20 protein-coding genes are annotated in these 19536 nt (G+C 71.0%); 14 read left to right on the forward strand and 6 right to left on the reverse strand.

What is annotated here, in order from left to right:
• Window positions 1–35 precede the first annotated feature (35 nt).
• Window positions 36–989, reverse strand: coding sequence for a serine hydrolase (locus OG885_RS36195; RefSeq protein ID WP_405738968.1), 954 nt, complete (start codon window positions 987–989; stop codon window positions 36–38).
• A 150-nt stretch (window positions 990–1139) separates the two neighbouring features.
• Between OG885_RS36195 and OG885_RS36200 the strand changes: the two genes are divergently transcribed.
• Window positions 1140–1871 carry an SseB family protein gene (locus OG885_RS36200; RefSeq protein WP_405738971.1) on the forward strand — a complete coding sequence of 244 codons (732 nt, stop codon included), beginning with the start codon at window positions 1140–1142 and terminating at the stop codon, window positions 1869–1871.
• 1 nt (window position 1872) lies between these two features.
• Here OG885_RS36200 and OG885_RS36205 read toward each other — a convergent pair whose 3' ends face one another.
• A complete protein-coding gene (locus tag OG885_RS36205; RefSeq protein WP_059196484.1) occupies window positions 1873–2232 on the reverse strand; it encodes a DUF1844 domain-containing protein in 360 nt (119 codons plus the stop codon).
• A gap of 361 nt (window positions 2233–2593) precedes the next feature.
• Here OG885_RS36205 and infC point away from each other — a divergent pair, with 361 nt between their 5' ends.
• From infC to OG885_RS36255, 10 genes are all read left to right on the forward strand, one after another.
• A complete protein-coding gene (gene infC / locus OG885_RS36210; RefSeq protein ID WP_405743031.1) occupies window positions 2594–3274 on the forward strand; it encodes a translation initiation factor IF-3 in 681 nt (226 codons plus the stop codon).
• A gap of 108 nt (window positions 3275–3382) precedes the next feature.
• Window positions 3383–3577 (forward strand): 50S ribosomal protein L35, encoded by a 195-nt coding sequence (gene rpmI / locus OG885_RS36215; RefSeq protein ID WP_329341167.1) that lies wholly within the window; start codon window positions 3383–3385, stop codon window positions 3575–3577.
• A gap of 98 nt (window positions 3578–3675) precedes the next feature.
• On the forward strand, window positions 3676–4059 hold the full coding sequence (gene rplT, locus OG885_RS36220; protein ID WP_007380809.1) for a 50S ribosomal protein L20: 384 nt from the start codon (window positions 3676–3678) through the stop codon (window positions 4057–4059).
• Between the two features lie 93 nt (window positions 4060–4152).
• Window positions 4153–4998 carry a TrmH family RNA methyltransferase gene (locus tag OG885_RS36225; protein WP_405738976.1) on the forward strand — a complete coding sequence of 282 codons (846 nt, stop codon included), beginning with the start codon at window positions 4153–4155 and terminating at the stop codon, window positions 4996–4998.
• A 51-nt stretch (window positions 4999–5049) separates the two neighbouring features.
• Entirely contained in the window at window positions 5050–6186 is a 1137-nt protein-coding gene (locus tag OG885_RS36230) for an ATP-binding protein (protein WP_405738979.1), read from the forward strand.
• 128 nt (window positions 6187–6314) lie between these two features.
• Window positions 6315–7436, forward strand: a complete 1122-nt coding sequence (gene pheS / locus OG885_RS36235) for a phenylalanine--tRNA ligase subunit alpha (RefSeq protein ID WP_399958021.1) — start codon at window positions 6315–6317, stop codon at window positions 7434–7436.
• Window positions 7436–9976, forward strand: coding sequence for a phenylalanine--tRNA ligase subunit beta (gene pheT, locus OG885_RS36240; RefSeq protein ID WP_405738983.1), 2541 nt, complete (start codon window positions 7436–7438; stop codon window positions 9974–9976). Before pheS ends, pheT begins: the two co-directional genes overlap by 1 nt.
• Before the next feature lie 136 nt (window positions 9977–10112).
• Window positions 10113–11144, forward strand: coding sequence for a PP2C family protein-serine/threonine phosphatase (locus OG885_RS36245; protein ID WP_405738986.1), 1032 nt, complete (start codon window positions 10113–10115; stop codon window positions 11142–11144).
• 272 nt (window positions 11145–11416) lie between these two features.
• On the forward strand, window positions 11417–12757 hold the full coding sequence (locus OG885_RS36250) for a transcriptional regulator (protein ID WP_399958029.1): 1341 nt from the start codon (window positions 11417–11419) through the stop codon (window positions 12755–12757).
• Between the two features lie 74 nt (window positions 12758–12831).
• Entirely contained in the window at window positions 12832–13377 is a 546-nt protein-coding gene (locus OG885_RS36255; protein ID WP_405738990.1) for an NUDIX hydrolase, read from the forward strand.
• A gap of 21 nt (window positions 13378–13398) precedes the next feature.
• Here the strand turns inward: OG885_RS36255 and OG885_RS36260 are convergent, their stop codons facing one another.
• Window positions 13399–13656: a hypothetical protein gene (locus OG885_RS36260; protein WP_194082411.1), complete on the reverse strand. Its 258-nt coding sequence runs from the start codon at window positions 13654–13656 to the stop codon at window positions 13399–13401.
• 224 nt (window positions 13657–13880) lie between these two features.
• On the reverse strand, window positions 13881–14741 hold the full coding sequence (locus OG885_RS36265; protein ID WP_405738994.1) for a 3-hydroxybutyryl-CoA dehydrogenase: 861 nt from the start codon (window positions 14739–14741) through the stop codon (window positions 13881–13883).
• 308 nt (window positions 14742–15049) lie between these two features.
• Between OG885_RS36265 and OG885_RS36270 the strand changes: the two genes are divergently transcribed.
• Window positions 15050–16306, forward strand: a complete 1257-nt coding sequence (locus OG885_RS36270) for a glycoside hydrolase family 10 protein (RefSeq protein ID WP_405738997.1) — start codon at window positions 15050–15052, stop codon at window positions 16304–16306.
• A gap of 38 nt (window positions 16307–16344) precedes the next feature.
• On the opposite strand, the gene OG885_RS36275 is transcribed toward OG885_RS36270, so the two are convergent.
• Both OG885_RS36275 and OG885_RS36280 read right to left on the reverse strand, forming a co-directional pair.
• Window positions 16345–16542 (reverse strand): DUF1918 domain-containing protein, encoded by a 198-nt coding sequence (locus OG885_RS36275; RefSeq protein ID WP_405738999.1) that lies wholly within the window; start codon window positions 16540–16542, stop codon window positions 16345–16347.
• A gap of 92 nt (window positions 16543–16634) precedes the next feature.
• Window positions 16635–17549 (reverse strand): DMT family transporter, encoded by a 915-nt coding sequence (locus tag OG885_RS36280; protein ID WP_405739002.1) that lies wholly within the window; start codon window positions 17547–17549, stop codon window positions 16635–16637.
• Here OG885_RS36280 and OG885_RS36285 point away from each other — a divergent pair.
• Window positions 17548–19014, forward strand: coding sequence for a PLP-dependent aminotransferase family protein (locus tag OG885_RS36285; protein WP_405739005.1), 1467 nt, complete (start codon window positions 17548–17550; stop codon window positions 19012–19014). The two genes, OG885_RS36280 and OG885_RS36285, sit on opposite strands and share 2 nt — an antisense overlap.
• Before the next feature lie 26 nt (window positions 19015–19040).
• The gene (locus OG885_RS36290) at window positions 19041–19466 is read left to right on the forward strand and encodes a GNAT family N-acetyltransferase (RefSeq protein ID WP_405739008.1); all 426 of its coding nucleotides are present in this window, start codon (window positions 19041–19043) and stop codon (window positions 19464–19466) included.
• The last annotated feature ends 70 nt before the right edge of the window (window positions 19467–19536 follow it).

Below are 19536 nucleotides of genomic sequence, written 5' to 3' on the forward strand. Positions count from 1 at the left end.
CACCCGCACCCCGCTGACTACCCGACGAGGCACTCTCAACCCGCAAACACCGACACCGCAGCCTCCGCCGCCGACTCCACCAACGAGATCCCCTTCTCCTTCGTCGCGTTGCCGTTCGACAAAACGACGACGAGATACTCGTCCCCGTCCGACGCGGTCACCCGCCCGATGCTGTTGATGTCCCACAACCCGGTCGCACTACGCGGCAGCCACCCGTTCTTCAGCGCCCACGAGGAGCCGTCCGCCGCCGCCGACACCCCCCAGTGCTGATCGGTGGCTATCTCCCCCATCAGGCCCTGGAGATACTCCTGCGAGGCCGAGCTCAGCTTCGAGTCGTCCCCGAACACCTGCTGGAGCAGGGTGAGTTGATCGGCGGCGGTGGTCTGGGTCAACCCCCACAACATGCCGTCACCACCCTCCGTGCCCGTGAGCCCGAAGCGCTCGTTGGCCGCGTCCAGCCCGTCCGCCTTGCCGATGATCCGCCACAGCGCCGACGCGGCGGTGTTGTCGCTGTTCTCGATCATCGCGGTGGCGTACGTCTTCTCCGCCGACGTGAGATGACGGTCCTCGTCCTGCGCCTGGAGCAGCAGCGTCGCCAGGATGTCGACCTTGACGATGCTCGCCGTGTCGAAGGCGCCGTCGCCGTACGTGGCGCTGTCCCCGGAGTCCAGGTCGAGCACGGCCACCGACGTGTCCGCGTCGTCCGGCACGGTCACCGCGTCCATCGCGTCGGCGAGCAGCGCGTCGTAGTCCACGGCCGGTACCGCCACGGGCTCCACGGACGCCTCCTCGCTCGGCGTGTTCGCCGCCGGGCTCGACGACGCCGCCGACGATACGGGCGCGGCACCGGAGTGCGCCTGCGCCTTCACATACACCGTCCCGGCGGCCGTACCGCCGACGACGGCCACGGAGGCGAGGGCGGTGTAGAGGAAGGGGCGGCGTCGGGACGGACGGCCGCGGCGGCTCCGGCGGGCTCTGGAGGACTCCATACCCGTGATGCTCGGGCCGCCGACTGTGCGCACCGTTAGACGGACGTTAGATGTGCGTCAGGGAAATCTGAGATTCCGGTGAAGACGGTCACGCGCGCGTTTCAGGGCCCGCACAAGGGCAGCAGCATCCCCCCTATAGGGTCGGTGACCGTGGCGAACAAGAACATTCCCGACTCCGGCTTCTCCGACGACGACGGCTCCGCCGACCCCCGGCTGAGCGCGGCGCTCGCCGACTGGGCCGAGGACCGCAGCGCCGTGGGACCCGTGCTGGAGGCGCTGAAGGGCGCCCGGCTGCTCGTCCCCGTCGTGGCCGTGCTCGGCGAGGTCGAGGAGGACGAGAACGGGCTGCGCCGCGAGAAGACCAGCGACATGGCGGTGCCGACCCTGAAGGCCGGGCCCCGCACCGCGCTGCCGGCCTTCACCTCCACGGACTCGCTGGCCCGCTGGGACCCGGCGGCCCGCCCCGTCGCCGTACCCCTGCACCAGGCGCTCCAGGCCGCCGCGCACGAGAAGGCGGACACCGTGGTGCTGGACATGGCCGGACCGGTGCCGTTTGAACTGACGGGCCCGGCGCTGCTCGCCCTGGCCGAGGGTCGTACGACGGCCGACCCGCTCGCCGATCCGGCGGTCGTGGCGGCGGTACGGGAAGCGGTGGCCGCCGAGCCGTCCGTGCTCCGCGCCCATCTCGGTCCCGGACAGGCCGACGGCACCCTGGCCCTCGTACTCGACCCGGCGGCGCCCCCGGCCGAGGCCGCCCGGGCCGTCGCCGAGCGGATCGCCGCCGACGCAACACTGAGGGCCCGCCTGGTGCACGGCCTCGACCTGGCACTGCTGCCGGTCGGGGCGACGCCTCCGGGCGAGCCCTTGTACGTACGCGGGTGAACTAGCCGTAGATCGGACCGGTGTACTTCTCGCCCGGGCCCTGGCCCGGCTCGTCCGGGACGATCGAGGCCTCGCGGAACGCCAGCTGGAGCGACTTCAGGCCGTCGCGGAGCGGGGCCGCGTGGAAGGAGCTGATCTCGGTCGCGCTGCCGTCGAGGAGACCGGCGAGGGCGTGGATCAGCTTGCGGGCCTCGTCCAGGTCCTTGTACTTGTCGCCCTCCTCGGTCAGACCGAGCTTCACCGCGGCGGCGCTCATCAGGTTCACGGCGACCGTCACGATCACCTCGACGGCGGGGACCTCGGCGATGTCGCGGGTCATCTCGTCGAAGTCGGGGGAGTCAGCGGGAGGGGTGTCACTCATGCCCCACACGATAGGCCCCGGTGCACATCGGTTCGCACCACCCCCGGGTTGCTGCTAACCTTGTGTGACGACCGGCTGGACATTCACGTGTCCGGCCCACAAGTGGAGGCTCCGATCTCCCACCTGATCGCCCCCAGGGCGGCGGGTCACCCGGTCAGGCGGCCGCCATCGTTCCGTACGGACGATGGAGTCGCCCGAGTTTGCGCCCCGCGGTCATCGTGGCGGTGCTCCGGTAGTGCTTTGGAGCCCCCTCATGTGATCGTCCGGGGCATTTTTTGTGCTTCGGTGCGGTTAGGTCCTACGCAAAGAGACGTACGCGGCTGTCCGCCAGACCGCCGTATGGTGCTACCAAGGAGGATCCATCAGCACCGAGCCCCGCATCAACGACCGGATTCGCGTTCCCGAGGTGCGACTTGTCGGTCCCAGCGGCGAGCAGGTCGGGATTGTCCCGCTTGCCAAGGCCCTGGAGCTTGCGCAGGAGTACGACCTCGACCTGGTCGAGGTGGCGGCGAACGCCCGACCGCCGGTCTGCAAGCTCATGGACTACGGGAAGTTCAAGTACGAGTCGGCCATGAAGGCCCGTGAGGCGCGCAAGAACCAGGCGCACACGGTCATCAAGGAGATGAAGCTCCGGCCGAAGATCGACCCGCACGACTATGACACCAAGAAGGGTCACGTCGTCCGGTTCCTCAAGCAGGGCGACAAGGTCAAGATCACGATCATGTTCCGTGGTCGCGAGCAGTCCCGGCCGGAACTCGGCTACCGACTGCTGCAGCGTCTCGCGACGGACGTCGAGGACCTCGGTTTCGTTGAGTCGAACCCGAAGCAGGACGGCCGAAACATGATCATGGTTCTCGGTCCGCACAAGAAGAAGACCGAGGCGATGGCCGAGGCCCGGCAGGCGCAGGAGGCCCGCAAGGCCGACGCGAAGGCCAACCCCGGCAAGTCTCAGAACGTCGCGGAGACGCACGTCGACGAGGTCGACGACGCTGCTGAGGTCGCCGAGGCTCCTGAGGCCGCCGAGGCGCAGGCCGAGGCGTGATCCCGGGGACGCGAGTCCCCAGGACATAACCGATACAAGAGCGACGCTCCACCGTGCCCGGTTTCACGACCGGGCACCGGGGCGCCACCCAGAGGAGAGAACGGCGCTATGCCGAAGAACAAGTCGCACAGCGGTGCCAGCAAGCGCTTCAAGATCACCGGCTCCGGCAAGGTGCTCCGTGAGCGTGCCGGCAAGCGCCACTACCTCGAGCACAAGTCGTCCCGCTTGACGCGTCGCCTCACCGGCAACGCCGAGATGGCCCCGGGCGACGCCGCGAAGATCAAGAAGCTTCTCGGCAAGTGAGGTCGGGCGCCGAGCGCCTGACCCCCCTACAGACCGGGACCCAATCGATTTCCGGGTCGTGTGAGTCCAACCACGGCCCCGCTACAAGGAGTTAACAAGTGGCACGCGTCAAGCGGGCAGTCAACGCCCACAAGAAGCGCCGGGCGATCCTCGAAGCCGCCTCCGGCTACCGCGGTCAGCGTTCGCGCCTGTACCGCAAGGCCAAGGAGCAGGTCACCCACTCGCTGGTCTACAACTACAACGACCGCAAGAAGCGCAAGGGCGACTTCCGTCAGCTGTGGATCCAGCGCATCAACGCCGCTGCCCGCGCCAACGGCATCACGTACAACCGCTTCATCCAGGGTCTGAAGGCCGCGAACATCGAGGTCGACCGCAAGATCCTGGCCGAGCTGGCCGTGAACGACGCCACCGCGTTCGCCGCGCTGGTCGAGGTCGCGCAGAAGGCCCTGCCGGCCGACGTCAACGCCCCCAAGGCCGCCTGACGTAAGCACTGGCTTCGAGCCGACGTGACATGAGGGACCCGCAGGCTTTCGGGCTTGCGGGTCCTGTTGTGTAGTTCTCCGAAAGTGAGCCCCATGCCCGCCGATGCCGGCCCCGAGCTGATCTCCCCCCGTTCCCCCCGCGTCTCCGCCGCCAGGCGGCTCGCCAAGCGGAACTTCCGGGGCAAGGAGCGGCTGTTCCTGGCCGAGGGGCCGCAGGCCGTGCGGGAGGCCGCCGGACACGGTCTGGTGGAGCTGTTCGCCACCGTCGAGGCCGCCGAGCGGTACGGCGACATCATCGGCGAGGCCCGTGCCGTCGGAGCGCGGGTGCACCTCGCCTCCGAGGACGTCATCGCCGACATCTCCACCACCGTCACCCCGCAGGGGCTCGTCGGGGTGTGCCGGTTCCTGGACACGCCCTTCGCGGAGATCCTCGCCGCCCGCCCCAAGCTCGTCGCGGTGCTCGCCAACGTGCGCGACCCCGGGAACGCCGGCACCGTGCTGCGGTGCGCGGACGCCGCCGGCGCCGAGGCCGTCGTCCTGACCGACGCCTCCGTGGACCTCTACAACCCCAAGGCCGTACGGGCCTCCGTGGGATCGCTCTTCCATCTGCCGGTCGCCGTCGGGGTGCCCGTCGAGGAAGCGGTCGCCGGACTCAAGGACGCCGGGGTGCGCATCCTCGCCGCGGACGGGGCCGGGACCGACGATCTCGACGACGAACTCGACCAGGGCACCATGGGCGGGCCGACCGCCTGGGTGTTCGGCAACGAGGCGTGGGGGCTCCCGGAGGAGACCCGCGCCCTCGCCGACGCCGTGGTGCGCGTCCCGATCCACGGGAAGGCCGAGAGCCTGAACCTCGCGACCGCCGCCGCCGTATGTCTCTACGCGTCGGCCCGTGCACAGCGCGCCTCCGGAGGGTGCCGCTCCGTCACCGAGAGCTAGTAGGGTGACCAGCTCGGGGCCCCTCAGCGTCATGAGAGGTGGGGTACGGGGATGAGTGTCGGCACGAGCAGCGCACCGGGTGACCGGGACGTGCGGCAGGGTCCCGCGTCCGGCCCCGGTGATCTCGCCGGACTCGGCATCGACCCCGACATGCTGCCCGACGGACTGGTCGTGGCCGACGAACAGGGCCGGGTCCTCTGCTTCAACGCCGCCGCCGAGCGCATCACCGCCGTCCCCGCCGCCGAGGCCCTCGGCCGCCGCCTCGACAAGGCCCTGCCGCTGGAGGACCTGGAGGGGCGACGCTGGTGGCAGCTGACCGACCCGTACGGCGGCCTCGCCATCCGGAGCAGGCAGCCGGAGCGGAACCTGCTGCTGCCGGGCGGACGCGAGGTGCTGGTCACCGTCCAGTACGTCCGCGCCGAGCCCACCGGACCCGTCTCCCGGGTGGTCGTCTGTCTGCGCGACACCGAGGCCCGGCGCCGCACCGAGCGCAGCCACGCCGAGCTCATCGCCACCGTCGCCCACGAGCTGCGCTCCCCGCTCACCTCCGTCAAGGGCTTCACCGCGACCCTGCTCGCCAAATGGGAACGGTTCACCGACGACCAGAAACGGCTGATGCTGGAGACCGTCGACGCGGACGCCGACCGGGTCACCCGGCTCATCGCCGAGCTGCTCGACATCTCCCGGATCGACTCGGGGCGCCTCGAAGTACGCCGCCAGCCCGTCGACATCGGGGCGGCCGTCGGACGGCACATCCAGGCGTACGTCGCCGCCGGGCAGACCGCCGACCGGTTCCTGCTCCGCATCCAGCAGCCGCTGCCGCAGCTCTGGGCCGACCCCGACAAGATCGACCAGGTGCTCAGCAACCTGCTGGAAAATGCCGTGCGCCACGGCGAGGGAACCGTCACGATTGACGTCACGCCCGCCGCGTCCCCCCGGGAAGGGGAGGACATCGGCACATCGGTCACCGTGAGCGACGAGGGGCCCGGCATCCCGGAGGAGTCCATGAACCGCGTCTTCACCCGCTTCTGGCGGGGCAGCAAGCGCGGTGGCACGGGCCTTGGGCTGTACATCGTCAAGGGCATCGTGGAGGCCCACGGCGGTGCCATCACGGTCGGCCGCGGCCCCGGCGGCGGCGCCGAGTTCCGATTTACGTTGCCCGTGAGCACTCCGGCCTATCTGACCTGAGTGCCCGCGGGCGCATCCGTATACCTCCACCCCGTTAGACTCGGCCTTTGGCACCTTTGTGTCCTGCACACGGCCACCAGCGCCGGTCTAGGGGACCTTCAGCCAGCCAATCGGAAGCACGGGAAGAGATGTCGGCACCGAATAAGTCGTACGACCCTGTAGAGGTCGAGGCGTTGAAACCGGAAGAGATCGAGCGCATGCGGGACGAGGCGCTCGCCGCCTTCGCCGCCGCGGGCTCCCTCGACGCGCTCCAGGAGGCCAAGGTCGCCCACACCGGCGGCGCCTCGCCGCTGGCCCTCGCCAACCGCGAGATCGGCGCGCTGCCCCCGCAGGCCAAGGCCGCCGCCGGAAAGCTCGTCGGACAGGCACGCGGCGCCGTGAACAAGGCGCTCGCCGGCCGCCAGGCCGAGTTGGAGGAGGAGCGCGACGCCCGCGTTCTGGTCGAGGAGGCGGTGGACGTCACGCTGCCGTACGACCGTGTACCGGCCGGCGCCCGCCACCCGCTCACCACCCTGTCCGAGCGCATCGAGGACGTCTTCGTGGCCATGGGCTACGAGGTCGCCGAGGGCCCGCAGGTCGAGGCCGAGTGGTTCAACTTCGACGCCCTCAACATCGGCCCGGACCACCCGGCCCGCGGCGAGGCCGACACCTTCTTCGTGCAGGGCCCCCAGGGCGGCACCGAGTCCGGCGTCGTCCTGCGCACCCACACCTCGCCGGTCCAGATCCGCTCACTGCTCAGCCGTGAGCTGCCGGTGTACGTGATCTGCCCCGGCGTCGTGTACCGCACCGACGAGCTGGACGCCACGCACACCCCGGTCTTCCGCCAGGTCGAGCTGCTCGCCGTGGACGAGGGCCTCACCATGGCCGACCTCAAGGGCACCATGGACCACATGGTCCAGGCCCTGTTCGGCGAGGGCATGAAGACCCGGCTGCGGCCGAACTTCTTCCCCTTCACCGAGCCGTCCGCCGAGATGGACATGGTCTGCTACGTATGCCGCGGCGAGTCCGTCGGCAACCCCGACCGCCCCTGCCGCACCTGCTCCTCCGAGGGCTGGATCGAGCTCGGCGGCTGCGGCATGGTCAACCCGAAGGTCCTCAAGGCCTGCGGCGTCGACCCCGAGAAGTACAGCGGATTCGCCTTCGGGTTCGGCATCGAGCGGATGCTGATGTTCCGCCACAACGTCGAAGACATGCGAGACATGGTCGAGGGTGACGTCCGGTTCACCCGGCCGTTCGGGATGGAGATCTGATGCGGGTCCCGCTTTCTTGGCTGCGGGAGTACGTCGACCTGCCGGCGACGGAGACCGGGCGTGACGTCCAGGCCAAGCTCATTTCGGCAGGCCTAGAGGTGGAGACCGTCGAGCAGCTCGGCGACGGCCTCAAGGGCCCCCTGGTCGTCGGCCAGGTGCTGACCATCGAGGAGCTGGAGGGCTTCAAGAAGCCGATCCGCTTCTGCACGGTCGACGTCGGCACCGCTGGGGGCACCTCCCAGGCTTTCGGCACTGGGGGAGGCACCGGTGAGCCTCAGGAGATCGTCTGCGGCGCCCGCAACTTCGCCGTCGGCGACAAGGTCGTCGTCGTCCTCCCGGGCGCCGAACTGCCCGGCGGCTTCGCGATCGCCGCCCGCAAGACCTACGGCAAGACGTCCCACGGCATGATCTGCTCCAGCGACGAGCTGGGCATGGGCGACGACGGCACCAAGGGCATCATCGTGCTGCCCCCGGAGACCGAGGTCGGCAAGGACGCCATCGAGCTCCTGGAGCTGGTCGACGAGGTCCTGGACATCGCCGTCACCGCCAACCGCGGCGACTGCCTCTCCATCCGCGGTGTCGCCCGCGAGACCGCCATCGCCTACGGCCTGCCGCTGCGCGACCCGGCCCTCCTCGACGTCCCGGGCCCCAACGCCTACGGCTACCCGGTCCAGGTCTCCGAGCCGCTCGGCTGCGACCGCTTCACGGCCCGTACGGTCAGCGGCCTCAGCCCCGAGGCGCGCTCCCCGATCTGGCTGAAGCGCCGGTTGCAGAAGGTCGGCATGCGCCCGATCTCGCTCGCCGTAGACATCACCAACTACGTGATGATGGAGCTCGGCCAGCCGCTGCACGCCTACGACCGCACGCTGGTCCAGGGCACCATCGGGGTGCGCCGGGCCGCCGAGGGCGAGGAGATCGTCACCCTCGACGGCGCCAAGCGGAAGCTGCACGCCGAGGACCTCGTCATCACCGACGACCGCGGCCCCATCGGCCTCGCCGGTGTCATGGGCGGCGCCAACACGGAGATCGCGGACCACGAGGAGGGCGAGGGCACCACCGACGTCGTCATCGAGGCCGCGCACTTCGACGCGGTGTCGATCGCGCGTACGGCCCGCCGCCACAAGCTGTCCTCCGAGGCGTCCCGACGCTTCGAGCGCGGCGTCGACCCGGCCGCCGCCGCGGCAGCGGCCCAGCGCACGGTCGACCTCCTCGTGCTCCTCGCGGGCGGCACCGCCGACGCCGGGGTCACCGAGGTCGCCACGCCGTCCGCGCCGCACACGATCGCGGTGCCGGCCGACCACCCGGACAAGGTCGCGGGCGTGGAGTACGGCCGCGAGACCGTCGTACGCCGTCTCCAGCAGGTCGGCTGTGACGTGTACGGGCAGGACGAGCTGATCGTCACTGTCCCGTCCTGGCGCCCCGACCTCACCGAGGTCAACGACCTGGCCGAAGAGGTCATCCGCCTGGAGGGCTACGAGAACCTGCCCTCCACGCTGCCCAAGCCCCCGTCGGGCCGCGGCCTGACCCACCGCCAGCGGCTGCACCGCCGCGTCGGCCGGGCACTGGCCGGTGCCGGGTACGTCGAGGCGCCGAACTACCCCTTCATCGGCGAGCAGGTCTTCGACCAGCTGCTGCTGGAGGCCGACGACCCGGCCCGCCGTGTCGTCAAGCTGACCAACCCGCTCAACGACGAGGAGCCCGCGCTCCGTACGTCGCTGCTGCCGGGCCTGCTGGGTGCTCTGCGGCGCAACGACGGCCGGGGCTCGCACGACCTGGCCCTCTTCGAGACGGGTCTGGTGTTCCTGCCGCGCGCGGAGCAGAAGGTCGCCGTCTCCCTGCCGGTGGACCGGCGTCCCACCGACGAGGAGATCGCCGACCTCAACGCCGCGCTGCCCGAGCAGCCGCGCCATGTCGCCGCGGTCCTCGCCGGGGCGCGCGAGCAGGCCGGCTGGTGGGGCAAGGGCCGTCCGGCCGACTACGCCGACGCGATCGAGGCGGCGCGGGCGGTGGCCCGTGAGGCCGGGGTCGAGCTGCTCGTCCGTGGCGGTCAGTACGGGCCGTGGCATCCGGGACGGTGCGCCGAGCTGGTGGTCGTCGCCGAGGGTGCCGAGAAGGTCGTCGGTCATGCCGGTGAGCTGCACCCGCGCGTGGTGAAGGCCTTCGGTCTGCCCGCGCGTACGTCCGCGATGGAGCTGGACCTGGACGCGCTGGAGGCCGTCGGCGACGACACGCCCCAGGCGCCGAGCATCTCCACGTTCCCGGTCGCTACGCAGGATGTGGCACTGGTGGTGGACAAGTTCGTACCGCATGCGGACGTCGAGGCGGCGCTGCGGGACGGGGCGGGTTCCCTGCTGGAGGCTATTCGGCTGTTCGATGTGTATGAGAACGCCGAGCAGTTGGGGGACGGGAAGAAGTCGCTGGCGTATGCGCTGCGGTTCCGTGCCGGGGATCGGACGCTGACGGTTGATGAGGCGTCGGCTGCGCGGGATGCGGCGGTGGCGTTGGCGGGGGAGCGGACCGGAGCCGTCCTGCGCGGCTGAGAAATCCGTTACCTCACTCGTTTGAGTGAGAACTCCCAGTGATCTGGCCCATCCGGGCCATGGCTCGACAGAATCGGACCGGCCTCTCGGGGTCGGTCCGATTCTGCTGTCTGGGCCTATATGGGGGGCCATCGGCATGATCCGTATCAGGGGTCGGGTTCCCCGCAGGGTGCTGGCGTTGGGGTTGCCCACCGCCTGGGGCGCCGTGGCGATCACCTACAAGATGGCCTGCCCGCTCGCCCAGCAGACCGGGTTCGAGGCGCGGCTGGCTACCAGTGCCGTCTTCTTCGCCGTCGGCACCGGGCTGATACTCCACGTCCGCAAGGCGCTGGTGCGTGAGCTGCGGCAGATCCGGCAGGTCGCCGGGGCCGCCCAGAGCGCGCTGCTGCGGCCGCTGCCCCCGCGGATCGACGGCTTGGACATCGCCGCGGCCCAGCTGTCCGCGGACCGGGGCGCTTCCGTGGGCGGCGATCTCTACGAGGTCGTCGCCACCGAGCACGGCGTCCGCGCGGTCATGGGTGATGTGCGGGGCCATGGACTCGCGGCCATCGGCACGGCCGCGGCCGTCCTGGGCAGCTTCCGTGAGGCCGTGCACGACGAGGCCGAACTCGGCTGTGTCCTACGACGCCTTGAGCGGGCGCACGCCCGGCATCTGCGCGAACGGGCCCGCACCGAGCCGGCCGTCGCCGAGGAGTTCGTCACCGTACTCCTGCTGGAGATCCGCGAGGACGGAGCGCTCTACGCGCTCAACTGCGGTCATCCCTGGCCGTACCTCCTCAGCGGCCCCCGGGTGGACCCCCTCACCCGAGCGGATCCCCTCCCTCCGCTCGGGCCGTTCCCACTGCCGCCCCACCTGCCCGCGCTGCCCTGCGGCCACCTCCTCCCCGGCGAGACCCTCGTCCTCCACACGGACGGGGCCGAGGACGCGAGGGACGCACATGGCCGGTTCTTCTCCCTGCCGGCCGCGCTGGAGAAGGCTGCGGACCAGACCCCTCAGTCACTGCTGGGCTCGGTCTTCACGGCCCTGCTACGCCACGTGACAGGAACCCCGGCGGACGACATCGCATTACTCGTACTTCGCAACGACCGCCCGCTGAAGCGCACCTCAGGGGCGCGGGGAACTGCGCGACCAGCCACATCGCACCCGCAGCCGACAACGCACCTTTAGTCAGCCGGCGTTGGCCGGCGCAGCGAGCCGGCGGCCGTCCGCCCCGCCACGGAGTGTCGGGCAGGCAGCTGGGCGGACGGCGCGGAATCGGGCCGCCGCACTGTACGAGGGGGAGCCGGCGGCCCGGCCGGCCTCTTGCGAGGCATTTCAGTCAACCGGCTGGAAACTCTCCGCGACAGTGCGCGCACGCTACGGATTCGAGCACTCCGTTCACACCCCGTGTGAAGACACACCCACTACTCTGACGGCACCGAGCCACCCGGGGGGCATATATGCAGCCCAATACTCTGCTCGACGCGATCCTGGACGAGGCGGGGATCTCGCACGCGGGGTTGGCCGCACACGTGAACCAGGCGGGGCGGGCGCGCGGGCTCGCGCTCCGCTACGAACACACCGCCGTGGCCCGCTGGTTGAAGGGCCAGCGGCCCCGCGGCCAGGTGCCGGACCTGATGTGCGAGGTGCTCGCCGCCCGGCTGCATCGCACCGTGACCCTCGACGACATCGGCCTCGGTGTCCCCGGTGAGCCCTCCACCCCGCACACCACCTCGCTGTCCGGTTTCGTGGAGCGGGCCACCGCCCTGTGGCGCTCCGACGAGCAGCAGCGCCCGCACATCCTGGGCGCCCCCGCGGTCACCGGCACGCCCGCCGTCATGCCGGTGTGGGAGTGGGAGAACCCGCCCGAGGACGTCGATGTGTCGCGCGGTGGGCGGCATCGGGTGACCGCCGGCGACCTGGAGATGCTGCGGGCCGCCCGGACGCACTACGAGCAGATGTACCGCAAGGCGGGTGGGATAGCGACCCGTACCCGGATCGTCGGGTTCCTGAACGCCGAGGCGGCGCCGTTACTGCGCGGCAGCTACACCGACGCCACTGGGCGCCAACTGCACCGGGCCACCGGCGGGTTGGTGGCGATCGCGGGGATCTGCGCGTACGACTCCGACGCGCACGGACTCGCCCAGCGGTACTTCCACCAGGCGCTGCGGCTGGCGAAGGCCAGTGGGGACCGGGGACTTGGCGCCTACGTGATAGCGCTGCTCGTCAACCAGGCGCTGTTCATGCGGGAGCACCGGCAGGCCGTGGCCTTCGCGGAGGCCGCGCTGCGGGCCGCGGGCAAGCACATCACCCCGGCCCTCGCCTCCGACCTGTACGCGATGCAGGCGAAGGCGTACGCGCACCTCGGCGACGGTACGAGCGCGTTGTCCTGCATCCGGCGTGCCGAGCAGGCCGCCGAACGCATCCGGCGCGGATACGAACCTGACGAAACGGGCTATGTCCAGCCGGGCCTGGTCAACGTCCAGGTGGCGGAGGCGCTGCTCAGTCTCGGCGAACTGGTGGCGGCGGGGGAGCATGCCGCTGCGGCCGTGGACAATCCCGCGCACGACCGCGGCCGGGTGCACCGGCTCGCGATGCTCAGCACGATCGAGCTGCGCCGGGGCAACGCCGACAAGGCGGTGGCCACCGCGGTGCAGATGGCCGAGCAGGCCCGCGGAATGGAGTCGCAGCGACTGCGCGACAGACTCAGGGCGGTGCGCGAACACCTGGTCCGCAGCGGCTGCGCGGGCACGACCGAGGCAGCCGAACTCATCGACGGAGCACTGCGCGTACCGCTGTAGGCAGGTTCCTGAGCACCTACACCCACCGTCCCTGCTGCGATATTGCCACTTACTCGACGGAAGGTGGCAGAACCGTGCAGTGGACGAAACAGAACGAACAAACTGTGTATGCAAACCGCTGGTTCACCGTCAACCTGGCAGATGTGGAACTGCCGGACGGGCGGCACCTGGACCACTTCCTGATACGGCTGCGGCCCGTCGCCGTGGCCACGGTGGTGAACGAGGCCAACGAGGTACTCCTCCTGTGGCGCCACCGCTTCATCACCGACAGCTGGGGGTGGGAACTGGCCGCGGGTGTCGTCGAGGACGGCGAGGACATCGCGAGCGCGGCCGCCAGGGAACTCGAGGAAGAGACCGGCTGGCGGCCGGGCCCGCTGCACCACCTCATGAGCGTGGAACCGTCCAACGGGCTCACCGACGCCCGGCACCACATCTACTGGGCCGAGGAGGGCGAGTACGTCGGGCACCCCGTGGACGACTTCGAGTCGGACCGCCGGGAATGGGTCCCCCTCAAGCTCGTCCCCGACATGGTCGCCCGCGGGGAGGTCCCGGCCGCCAACATGGCGGCCGCGTTACTCCTGCTGCACCATCTCAGGCTCGGGCAGGACGTCTTGCCCTGATCCCCCACCACGTCCCGGTGCCTAGTGCCCGAGGGCCTGCCAGACCGCGACGATGAGCGCGCCCACGGCCGTGACGGCCGCGACCGCGGGCAGCGGCCAACGGGCGTGCTCCAGCGCGACGATCCGTGAACTGAGGTCGTCGACTTCCTTGTCCGTCTCCTCCGTGCGATGGCTGAGCAGCGCGAGCCCTCCCTCGACACGCGCGTACGCGACATCGAGGCGGCGGCGTAACTCTGCGAGTTCTCCATGGACCACGGGATGCTCCGGGTCGGCGGTCACGTGTCCGCTCCTTTCCGTAGTCGTCACATCCCTTGCATGCGCATGAGGAGTCAACTCCCCTGGTGGACGCGTGGGGAGCGTGTGCGACAGGCATATGCGTGCCCGGCGCGCACACGGTGTGTGAATACGGCGGGCCCGGCGCTCCGAGGAGTGCCGGGCCCGTGTCCGTCGCACTGTGTGACCAGCACCCTGGAACGGGCACTGTGCAATCGGCTGCGAGTCGTTCAGCTGTAGGTGTAGAAGCCGGAACCGGTCTTGCGGCCCAGGCGGCCGGCGTCCACCATGCGCTGGAGCAGCGGGGGAGCGGCGTACAGGGGCTCCTTGTACTCGTCGTACATCGAGTTGGCGATGGAGACGATGGTGTCCAGCCCGATGAGGTCGGACAGCTTCAGCGGGCCCATCGGGTGGGCGCAGCCCATCTCCATGCCGTTGTCGATGTCCTCGCGGCCGGCGATGCCCGACTCGAACATCCGGATGGCGGACAGGAGGTACGGCACGAGCAGGGCGTTCACCACGAAGCCGGAGCGGTCCTGGGCCCGGATCGCGTGCTTGCCGAGCAGCTTCTCGGCGAAGCCCTGGGCGCGGCTGATGGTGCCCTCGGAGGTGGTGAGGGCCGGGATCAGCTCCACGAGCTTCTGCACCGGGGCGGGGTTGAAGAAGTGGATGCCGATGACCTGGTCGGGCCGTGAGGTGGCGACCGCCAGCTTCACCAGGGGGATGGAGGAGGTGTTGGAGGCGAGGATCGCGTCCGGGCGGGTCACCACCTGGTCGAGCACCTGGAAGATCTCGGTCTTCACCTGCTCGTTCTCCACGACCGCCTCGATCACCAGGTCGCGGTCGGCGAACTCGCCGAGGTCGGTGGTGAAGGAGAGCCGCGCCAGGGCGGAGTCCCGCTCCTCCTCGCTGATCTTGCCGCGCTCGGCGGCCTTGGTCAGGGAGTTCAGCAGCCGGGTCCGGCCGATCTCCAGGGCCTCACCCGTGGTCTCGGCGACCTTCACGTCCAGTCCGGAACGGGCGCACACCTCGGCGATGCCCGCTCCCATCTGGCCGCAGCCCACCACTCCGACGCGCTCGATGTCGGTCACATCGTCCCCTTCGCAGATCTACGAATCCGGCAGGACCCGCGTGGTTCGCAGCCTGCTCCGTTCGTGCACGTTACTGGAAAGTATCGATGATCGATCGCGCGGGTCGGGCATGCTCGACGGCGGATCCGCCGGAGGTCGAGCGGATCCGTGGTCCGTGGGGCGTGCGGGGCGGCTCGCCGCCGGACCGCCCGCCTCACTCGACGCCTGCCCCAAACCTGCACGTTCCCTTCGGCGGTCGTTGATCGAATGCCGGGGGGCCGGATGGCAGGCTGACCGCGAGCAGACGGCGCACGGAGGTTCGGTTGAGGATGCATCGGAAGTCACGGCTGTCGCGGCGGGCGTTCGCGGTGACGGCCCTGTCGGCTCTCACGGCGGGCGGCGGCGCGCTGGCGGCGAACGCGGCGATGGCGGGCGGAGCGGAGTCCCCCCGGCGCCGGGGGCCGGGGGAGATGCGCGGGGTGTGGGTGGCGAGCGTGGCCAACCGCGACTGGCCCTCGAGGACGGGGCTGACCGCCGCACAGCAGCGGGCCGAGCTGGTCAAACTGCTCGACCGGGCCGTGCAGCGCCGGCTGAACACGGTGATGCTCCAGGTGCGGCCGACGGCGGACGCGCTGTGGCCCTCGTCGTACGAGCCCTGGTCGCAGGTGCTCACCGGCACCCAGGGCAGGGCCCCCGGCTGGGACCCGCTCGGCACGGCGGTCGAGGAGGCCCACGCCCGCGGTCTGGAGCTGCACGCCTGGTTCAACCCGTACCGGATCGCCAACCACGCCGACCCGACGAAGCTCATCGCCTCCCACCCGGCCCGGGTGCACCCGGACTGGGTGGTGCCGTACGGCGGCAGGCTGTACTACAACCCCGGGCTGCCGAAGGTCCGCGCCTTCGTCGAGAACGCGATCCTGGACGCGGTGCACAAGTACCCGGTGGACGCGGTCCACTTCGACGACTACTTCTACCCGTATCCGGTCGCGGGCCAGACCTTCGACGACGACGCGGCCTTCGACAAGTACGGCGGCGGCTTCGACACCCGCGGGGACTGGCGGCGCTCCAACATCGACAAGCTGGTCCTGGAGACGGCCGCGCGGATCAAGCAGATCCGGCCCACCACCCAGTTCGGGATCAGCCCCTTCGGTGTGTGGCGCAACGCCTCGACGGACCCGCTCGGCTCGGATACCAAGGCGATGCAGGCGTACGACGACGTCTTCGCCGACACCCGTAAATGGGTCCGGGAGGGCTGGATCGACTACATCGTCCCGCAGATCTACTGGAACATCGGCTTCACCGTCGCCGACTACGCCAAGCTCGTGCCCTGGTGGGCGAAGCAGGCGCGGGGGAGCAGGACGAAGCTGTACGTGGGCGAGGCCCTCTACAAGGCCGGTGACCCGGCGCAGCCCGCCGCCTGGCAGGACCCCGCCGAACTGTCGAGGCACCTGGCGCTCGCGTCCGATCAGGTTCAGGTGCGCGGGCATGTCTTCTTCGCCGCCCGCGAGGTCGCGGCGGACCCGGCCGGGGCCATGGCGCGGGTGGTCGCCGACCACTACCAGGAGCCCTCGGAGCCCCCGCGCTGAGCCGTCGGCCGCTTCTGCCGGCCCAGGCCGTGTCCGACCTAGCGGCCGGTCTGCTGCCGGTGTCGGATCTCGGTGTCGGGGCCGGGTGAGCACACGCCCTCGTGCCCGTCCTCGAAACGGACGCGGTACGGGGGGTTGCCACTCTGTCCCATGACCTCGACGATCTCGCCGACCTTGTCGTGCTGTCCGACCACCCTGCCGTGCTGGACAAGCTGGTCGCCCACGGTTGCACGCATCTGGAGGGCCTCCTCACCACGTACGGGAGCAGCGGTCCGTGGCCTTGAGTTTACGGCGCGGGGCCCGGAGGGGACCCGTGCGTGCACGCCGCTCAGCCTCGGGCCCGCTGGGTCACCGCGATGCAGACCAGCACCGCCGCGGCCGTCAGCGGGGCGGCCACCGTCAGGTGCTCGCCGAGCAGCAGCACCGACCACACCAGTGTGAGCAGCGGCTGGGCCAACTGCAACTGGCTGGCCTTCGGGATGCCGATCGCCGCCATGCCCCGGTACCAGACGACCAGTCCGAGGAACTGCGAGCCCGCCGAGACCCAGAGCAGACCGCTCACGCTGTGGAACGTCAGCTCGACGGGCTCGTACGACAACGCCGTGATGGCGGCGGGCACGCTGAACGGCAGACACATGACCAGCGCCCAGCCGATGACCTGCCAGCCCGGCATGACCCGGGCCAGCCGGCCGCCCTCGGTGTAGCCGGCCGCGCACACCAGCAGCGCGCCGAAGAGATAGAGGTCGGCGGTGGTGAGGGCGCCGCCGCTCTGCTGCACGGTGAAGGCGACGACCGCCGCGGCACCGGCGCCGGCGGCCGTCCAGAAGGTGCGGGACGGGCGGGTGCCCATGCGCAGGGCGGACAGCAGCGCGGTGGTGAGCGGGAGCAGCCCGACCACGACGGCGGCGTGCGCGGTGGTGGAGGTCTGCAGCGCGAGGGTGGTGAGCAGCGGGAAGCCGACGACGACCCCGGCGGCGACGACCGCGAGCCCGGCCCAGTGCCGCCGGTCGGGCACGGGGACGCGCAGGGCGAGCAGACAGACCCCGGCGATCAGCGCGGCGAGGACGGACCGCACGGCGACCAGCGACCACGGTCCGAAGCCCTCCAGGCCCCACGCGGTCGAGGGGAAGGTGAGGGAGAAGGCGACGACACCGAGCGCGGCGAGGAGGGTCCCGGTCGCCCGGGACGGCTGGGTGTCGACCGCTATCGTGATCGGGGCAGTAGCGCTACTCTGTACTCTCATGCAAGAGCGTAGCAGCGTCGGTGACCTGGCGGAACGGCTGCGACAGGAGCTGAACCGCTACTCACCTGGTGGAAAGCTCCCGTCGAGCCGGGCCCTCGTCGAGCAGTACCGGGTGAGCCCGGTGACCGTCTCCCGCGCCCTGGCCCAGCTGGCCGCCGAGGGCCTGGTGGTGACCCGTCCCGGCGCCGGAGCGTTCCGGACCCACCCGCGGACGACGACGCCCGCCCCGGCCGGCGACACCTCCTGGCAGGAGGTGGCCCTGAGCGCGGACGCCGCCACCGACCTCGTGCCCCGCTCGGTGGACGCGTCCGGAGTCGTGGTCTCGCTGGCCGCGCCGCCGCCCGGCGTCATCGAGTTCACCGGCGGCTATCTGCACCCCTCGCTCCAGCCCGAGCAGGCCCTCGCGGCCGCGCTCTCCCGGGCCGCCCGCCGCCCCGGCGCCTGGGGGCGCCCGCCACTGGAGGGGCTGGTGGAGCTGCGCGAGTGGTTCGCGCGGGGCATCGGCGGGGCCGTGAGCGCGGCCGAGGTGCTGATCGCCGCGGGCGGCCAGTCGGCGCTGACGATCGCCCTGCGCGCGCTCGCGACCCCCGGGGCGCCGGTGCTCGTCGAATCGCCCACCTATCCGGGCATGCTGGCGATCGCGCGGGCGGCGGGACTGCGCCCGGTGCCCGTTCCGGTGGACGCGGACGGGGTGCGCCCCGAACTGCTCGCCGACGCCTTCCGGGCCACCGGCGCCCGCGTCTTCATCTGCCAGCCCCTCTTCCAGAACCCGACCGGCGCCGTCCTCGCCCCCGAGCGCCGCGGCGAGGTGCTGCGGATCGCGCGGGAGGCCGGCGCGTTCGTCGTCGAGGACGACTTCGTACGACGGCTCGTGCACGAGGACGCGGGCGCACTCCCGCGCCCGCTCGCCGCGGAGGACGCGGACGGGGTCGTCGTGCACGTCGGCTCGCTGACGAAGGCGACCTCGCCGAGCTTCCGCGTGTGCGCGCTCGCCGCCCGCGGACCGGTCCTGGAACGGCTGCGCGCCATCCAGGTCGTCGACACCTTCTTCGTGCCGAGGCCCCTCCAGGAGGCGGCACTGGAACTGGTCGGCTCCCCGGCCTGGCCCCGCCACCTCCGTTCGATCTCCGCCGCCCTGCGGAGCCGCCGCGACACCATGACCTCGGCCCTGCGCCTGAACCTCCCCGAACTCGCCCTGCCCCACATCCCGTCCGGCGGATACCACCTGTGGCTGCGCCTGCCCGAGGGCATGTCCGAACCCGCCCTCACGGCCGCCGCCCTGCGCGCGGGCGTCGCCATCACCCCGGGCCGCCCGTACTTCAGCGCCGAACCCCCGGCCGGCCACCTCCGGTTGAGCTTCGCGGCGGTCGCGGGCGCAGGGGAGATCGCGGAAGGGGTACGACGGCTTCGTACGGCGTATGACGAGGTGCTCCGGGGGGCCGGGGCGGAAACCGTTCGCCCCTGACCGCCGTCCCCTGCGAGGATCCCGCCATGAGCGACCTCGCCACCGGCTACGAGATCTCCACCGACCCCGACCGCATCGACGCCGGGCGGGTGCACCGGTGGCTGTCCACCGACGCGTACTGGGCGCTCGGGCGCACCCGCGAGAAGCAGGACCGGGCGATCGCCGGGTCGCTCAACTTCGGGGTGTACGACACGGCTTCGGGGGAGCAGGTGGCGTATGCCCGGGTGATCACCGACCGGGCGACCTTCGGGTGGCTGTGCGATGTGTACGTCGATCCGGCCGTGCGGGGCAAGAAGATCGGCACCTCACTGGTCGAGGCGGTGCGCGAGCATCTGCGCGAGGACGGCTTGCGGCGCATCCTGCTGGCCACGCACGACGCGCACGGGGTGTACGAGAAGGCCGGGTTCGCGCCGCTCGCCCAGCCGGACCGGTGGATGGCGTACCTCTACTAGGGCCTGTCCGGCGGATCAAGTCGCAGGAAAGCCGCGGCGCCTCATCGACGCAGGTGAGCGGGGGCTGGCG

The organism is Streptomyces sp. NBC_00028 (genome assembly GCF_045041065.1).
GTDB lineage: Bacteria > Actinomycetota > Actinomycetes > Streptomycetales > Streptomycetaceae > Streptomyces.

Coding starts and splice junctions, on each gene's coding strand:
- OG885_RS36195 (WP_405738968.1), bottom strand. CDS start 989: ATGGAGTCCTCCAGAGCCCGCCGGAGCCGCCGCGGCCGTCCGTCCCGA.
- OG885_RS36205 (WP_059196484.1), bottom strand. CDS start 2,232: ATGAGTGACACCCCTCCCGCTGACTCCCCCGACTTCGACGAGATGACC.
- rpmI (WP_329341167.1), top strand. CDS start 3,383: ATGCCGAAGAACAAGTCGCACAGCGGTGCCAGCAAGCGCTTCAAGATC.
- OG885_RS36225 (WP_405738976.1), top strand. CDS start 4,153: ATGCCCGCCGATGCCGGCCCCGAGCTGATCTCCCCCCGTTCCCCCCGC.
- OG885_RS36230 (WP_405738979.1), top strand. CDS start 5,050: ATGAGTGTCGGCACGAGCAGCGCACCGGGTGACCGGGACGTGCGGCAG.
- pheS (WP_399958021.1), top strand. CDS start 6,315: ATGTCGGCACCGAATAAGTCGTACGACCCTGTAGAGGTCGAGGCGTTG.
- pheT (WP_405738983.1), top strand. CDS start 7,436: ATGCGGGTCCCGCTTTCTTGGCTGCGGGAGTACGTCGACCTGCCGGCG.
- OG885_RS36245 (WP_405738986.1), top strand. CDS start 10,113: ATGATCCGTATCAGGGGTCGGGTTCCCCGCAGGGTGCTGGCGTTGGGG.
- OG885_RS36250 (WP_399958029.1), top strand. CDS start 11,417: ATGCAGCCCAATACTCTGCTCGACGCGATCCTGGACGAGGCGGGGATC.
- OG885_RS36270 (WP_405738997.1), top strand. CDS start 15,050: ATGCATCGGAAGTCACGGCTGTCGCGGCGGGCGTTCGCGGTGACGGCC.
- OG885_RS36275 (WP_405738999.1), bottom strand. CDS start 16,542: ATGCGTGCAACCGTGGGCGACCAGCTTGTCCAGCACGGCAGGGTGGTC.
- OG885_RS36285 (WP_405739005.1), top strand. CDS start 17,548: ATGCAAGAGCGTAGCAGCGTCGGTGACCTGGCGGAACGGCTGCGACAG.
- OG885_RS36280 (WP_405739002.1), bottom strand. CDS start 17,549: ATGAGAGTACAGAGTAGCGCTACTGCCCCGATCACGATAGCGGTCGAC.
- OG885_RS36290 (WP_405739008.1), top strand. CDS start 19,041: ATGAGCGACCTCGCCACCGGCTACGAGATCTCCACCGACCCCGACCGC.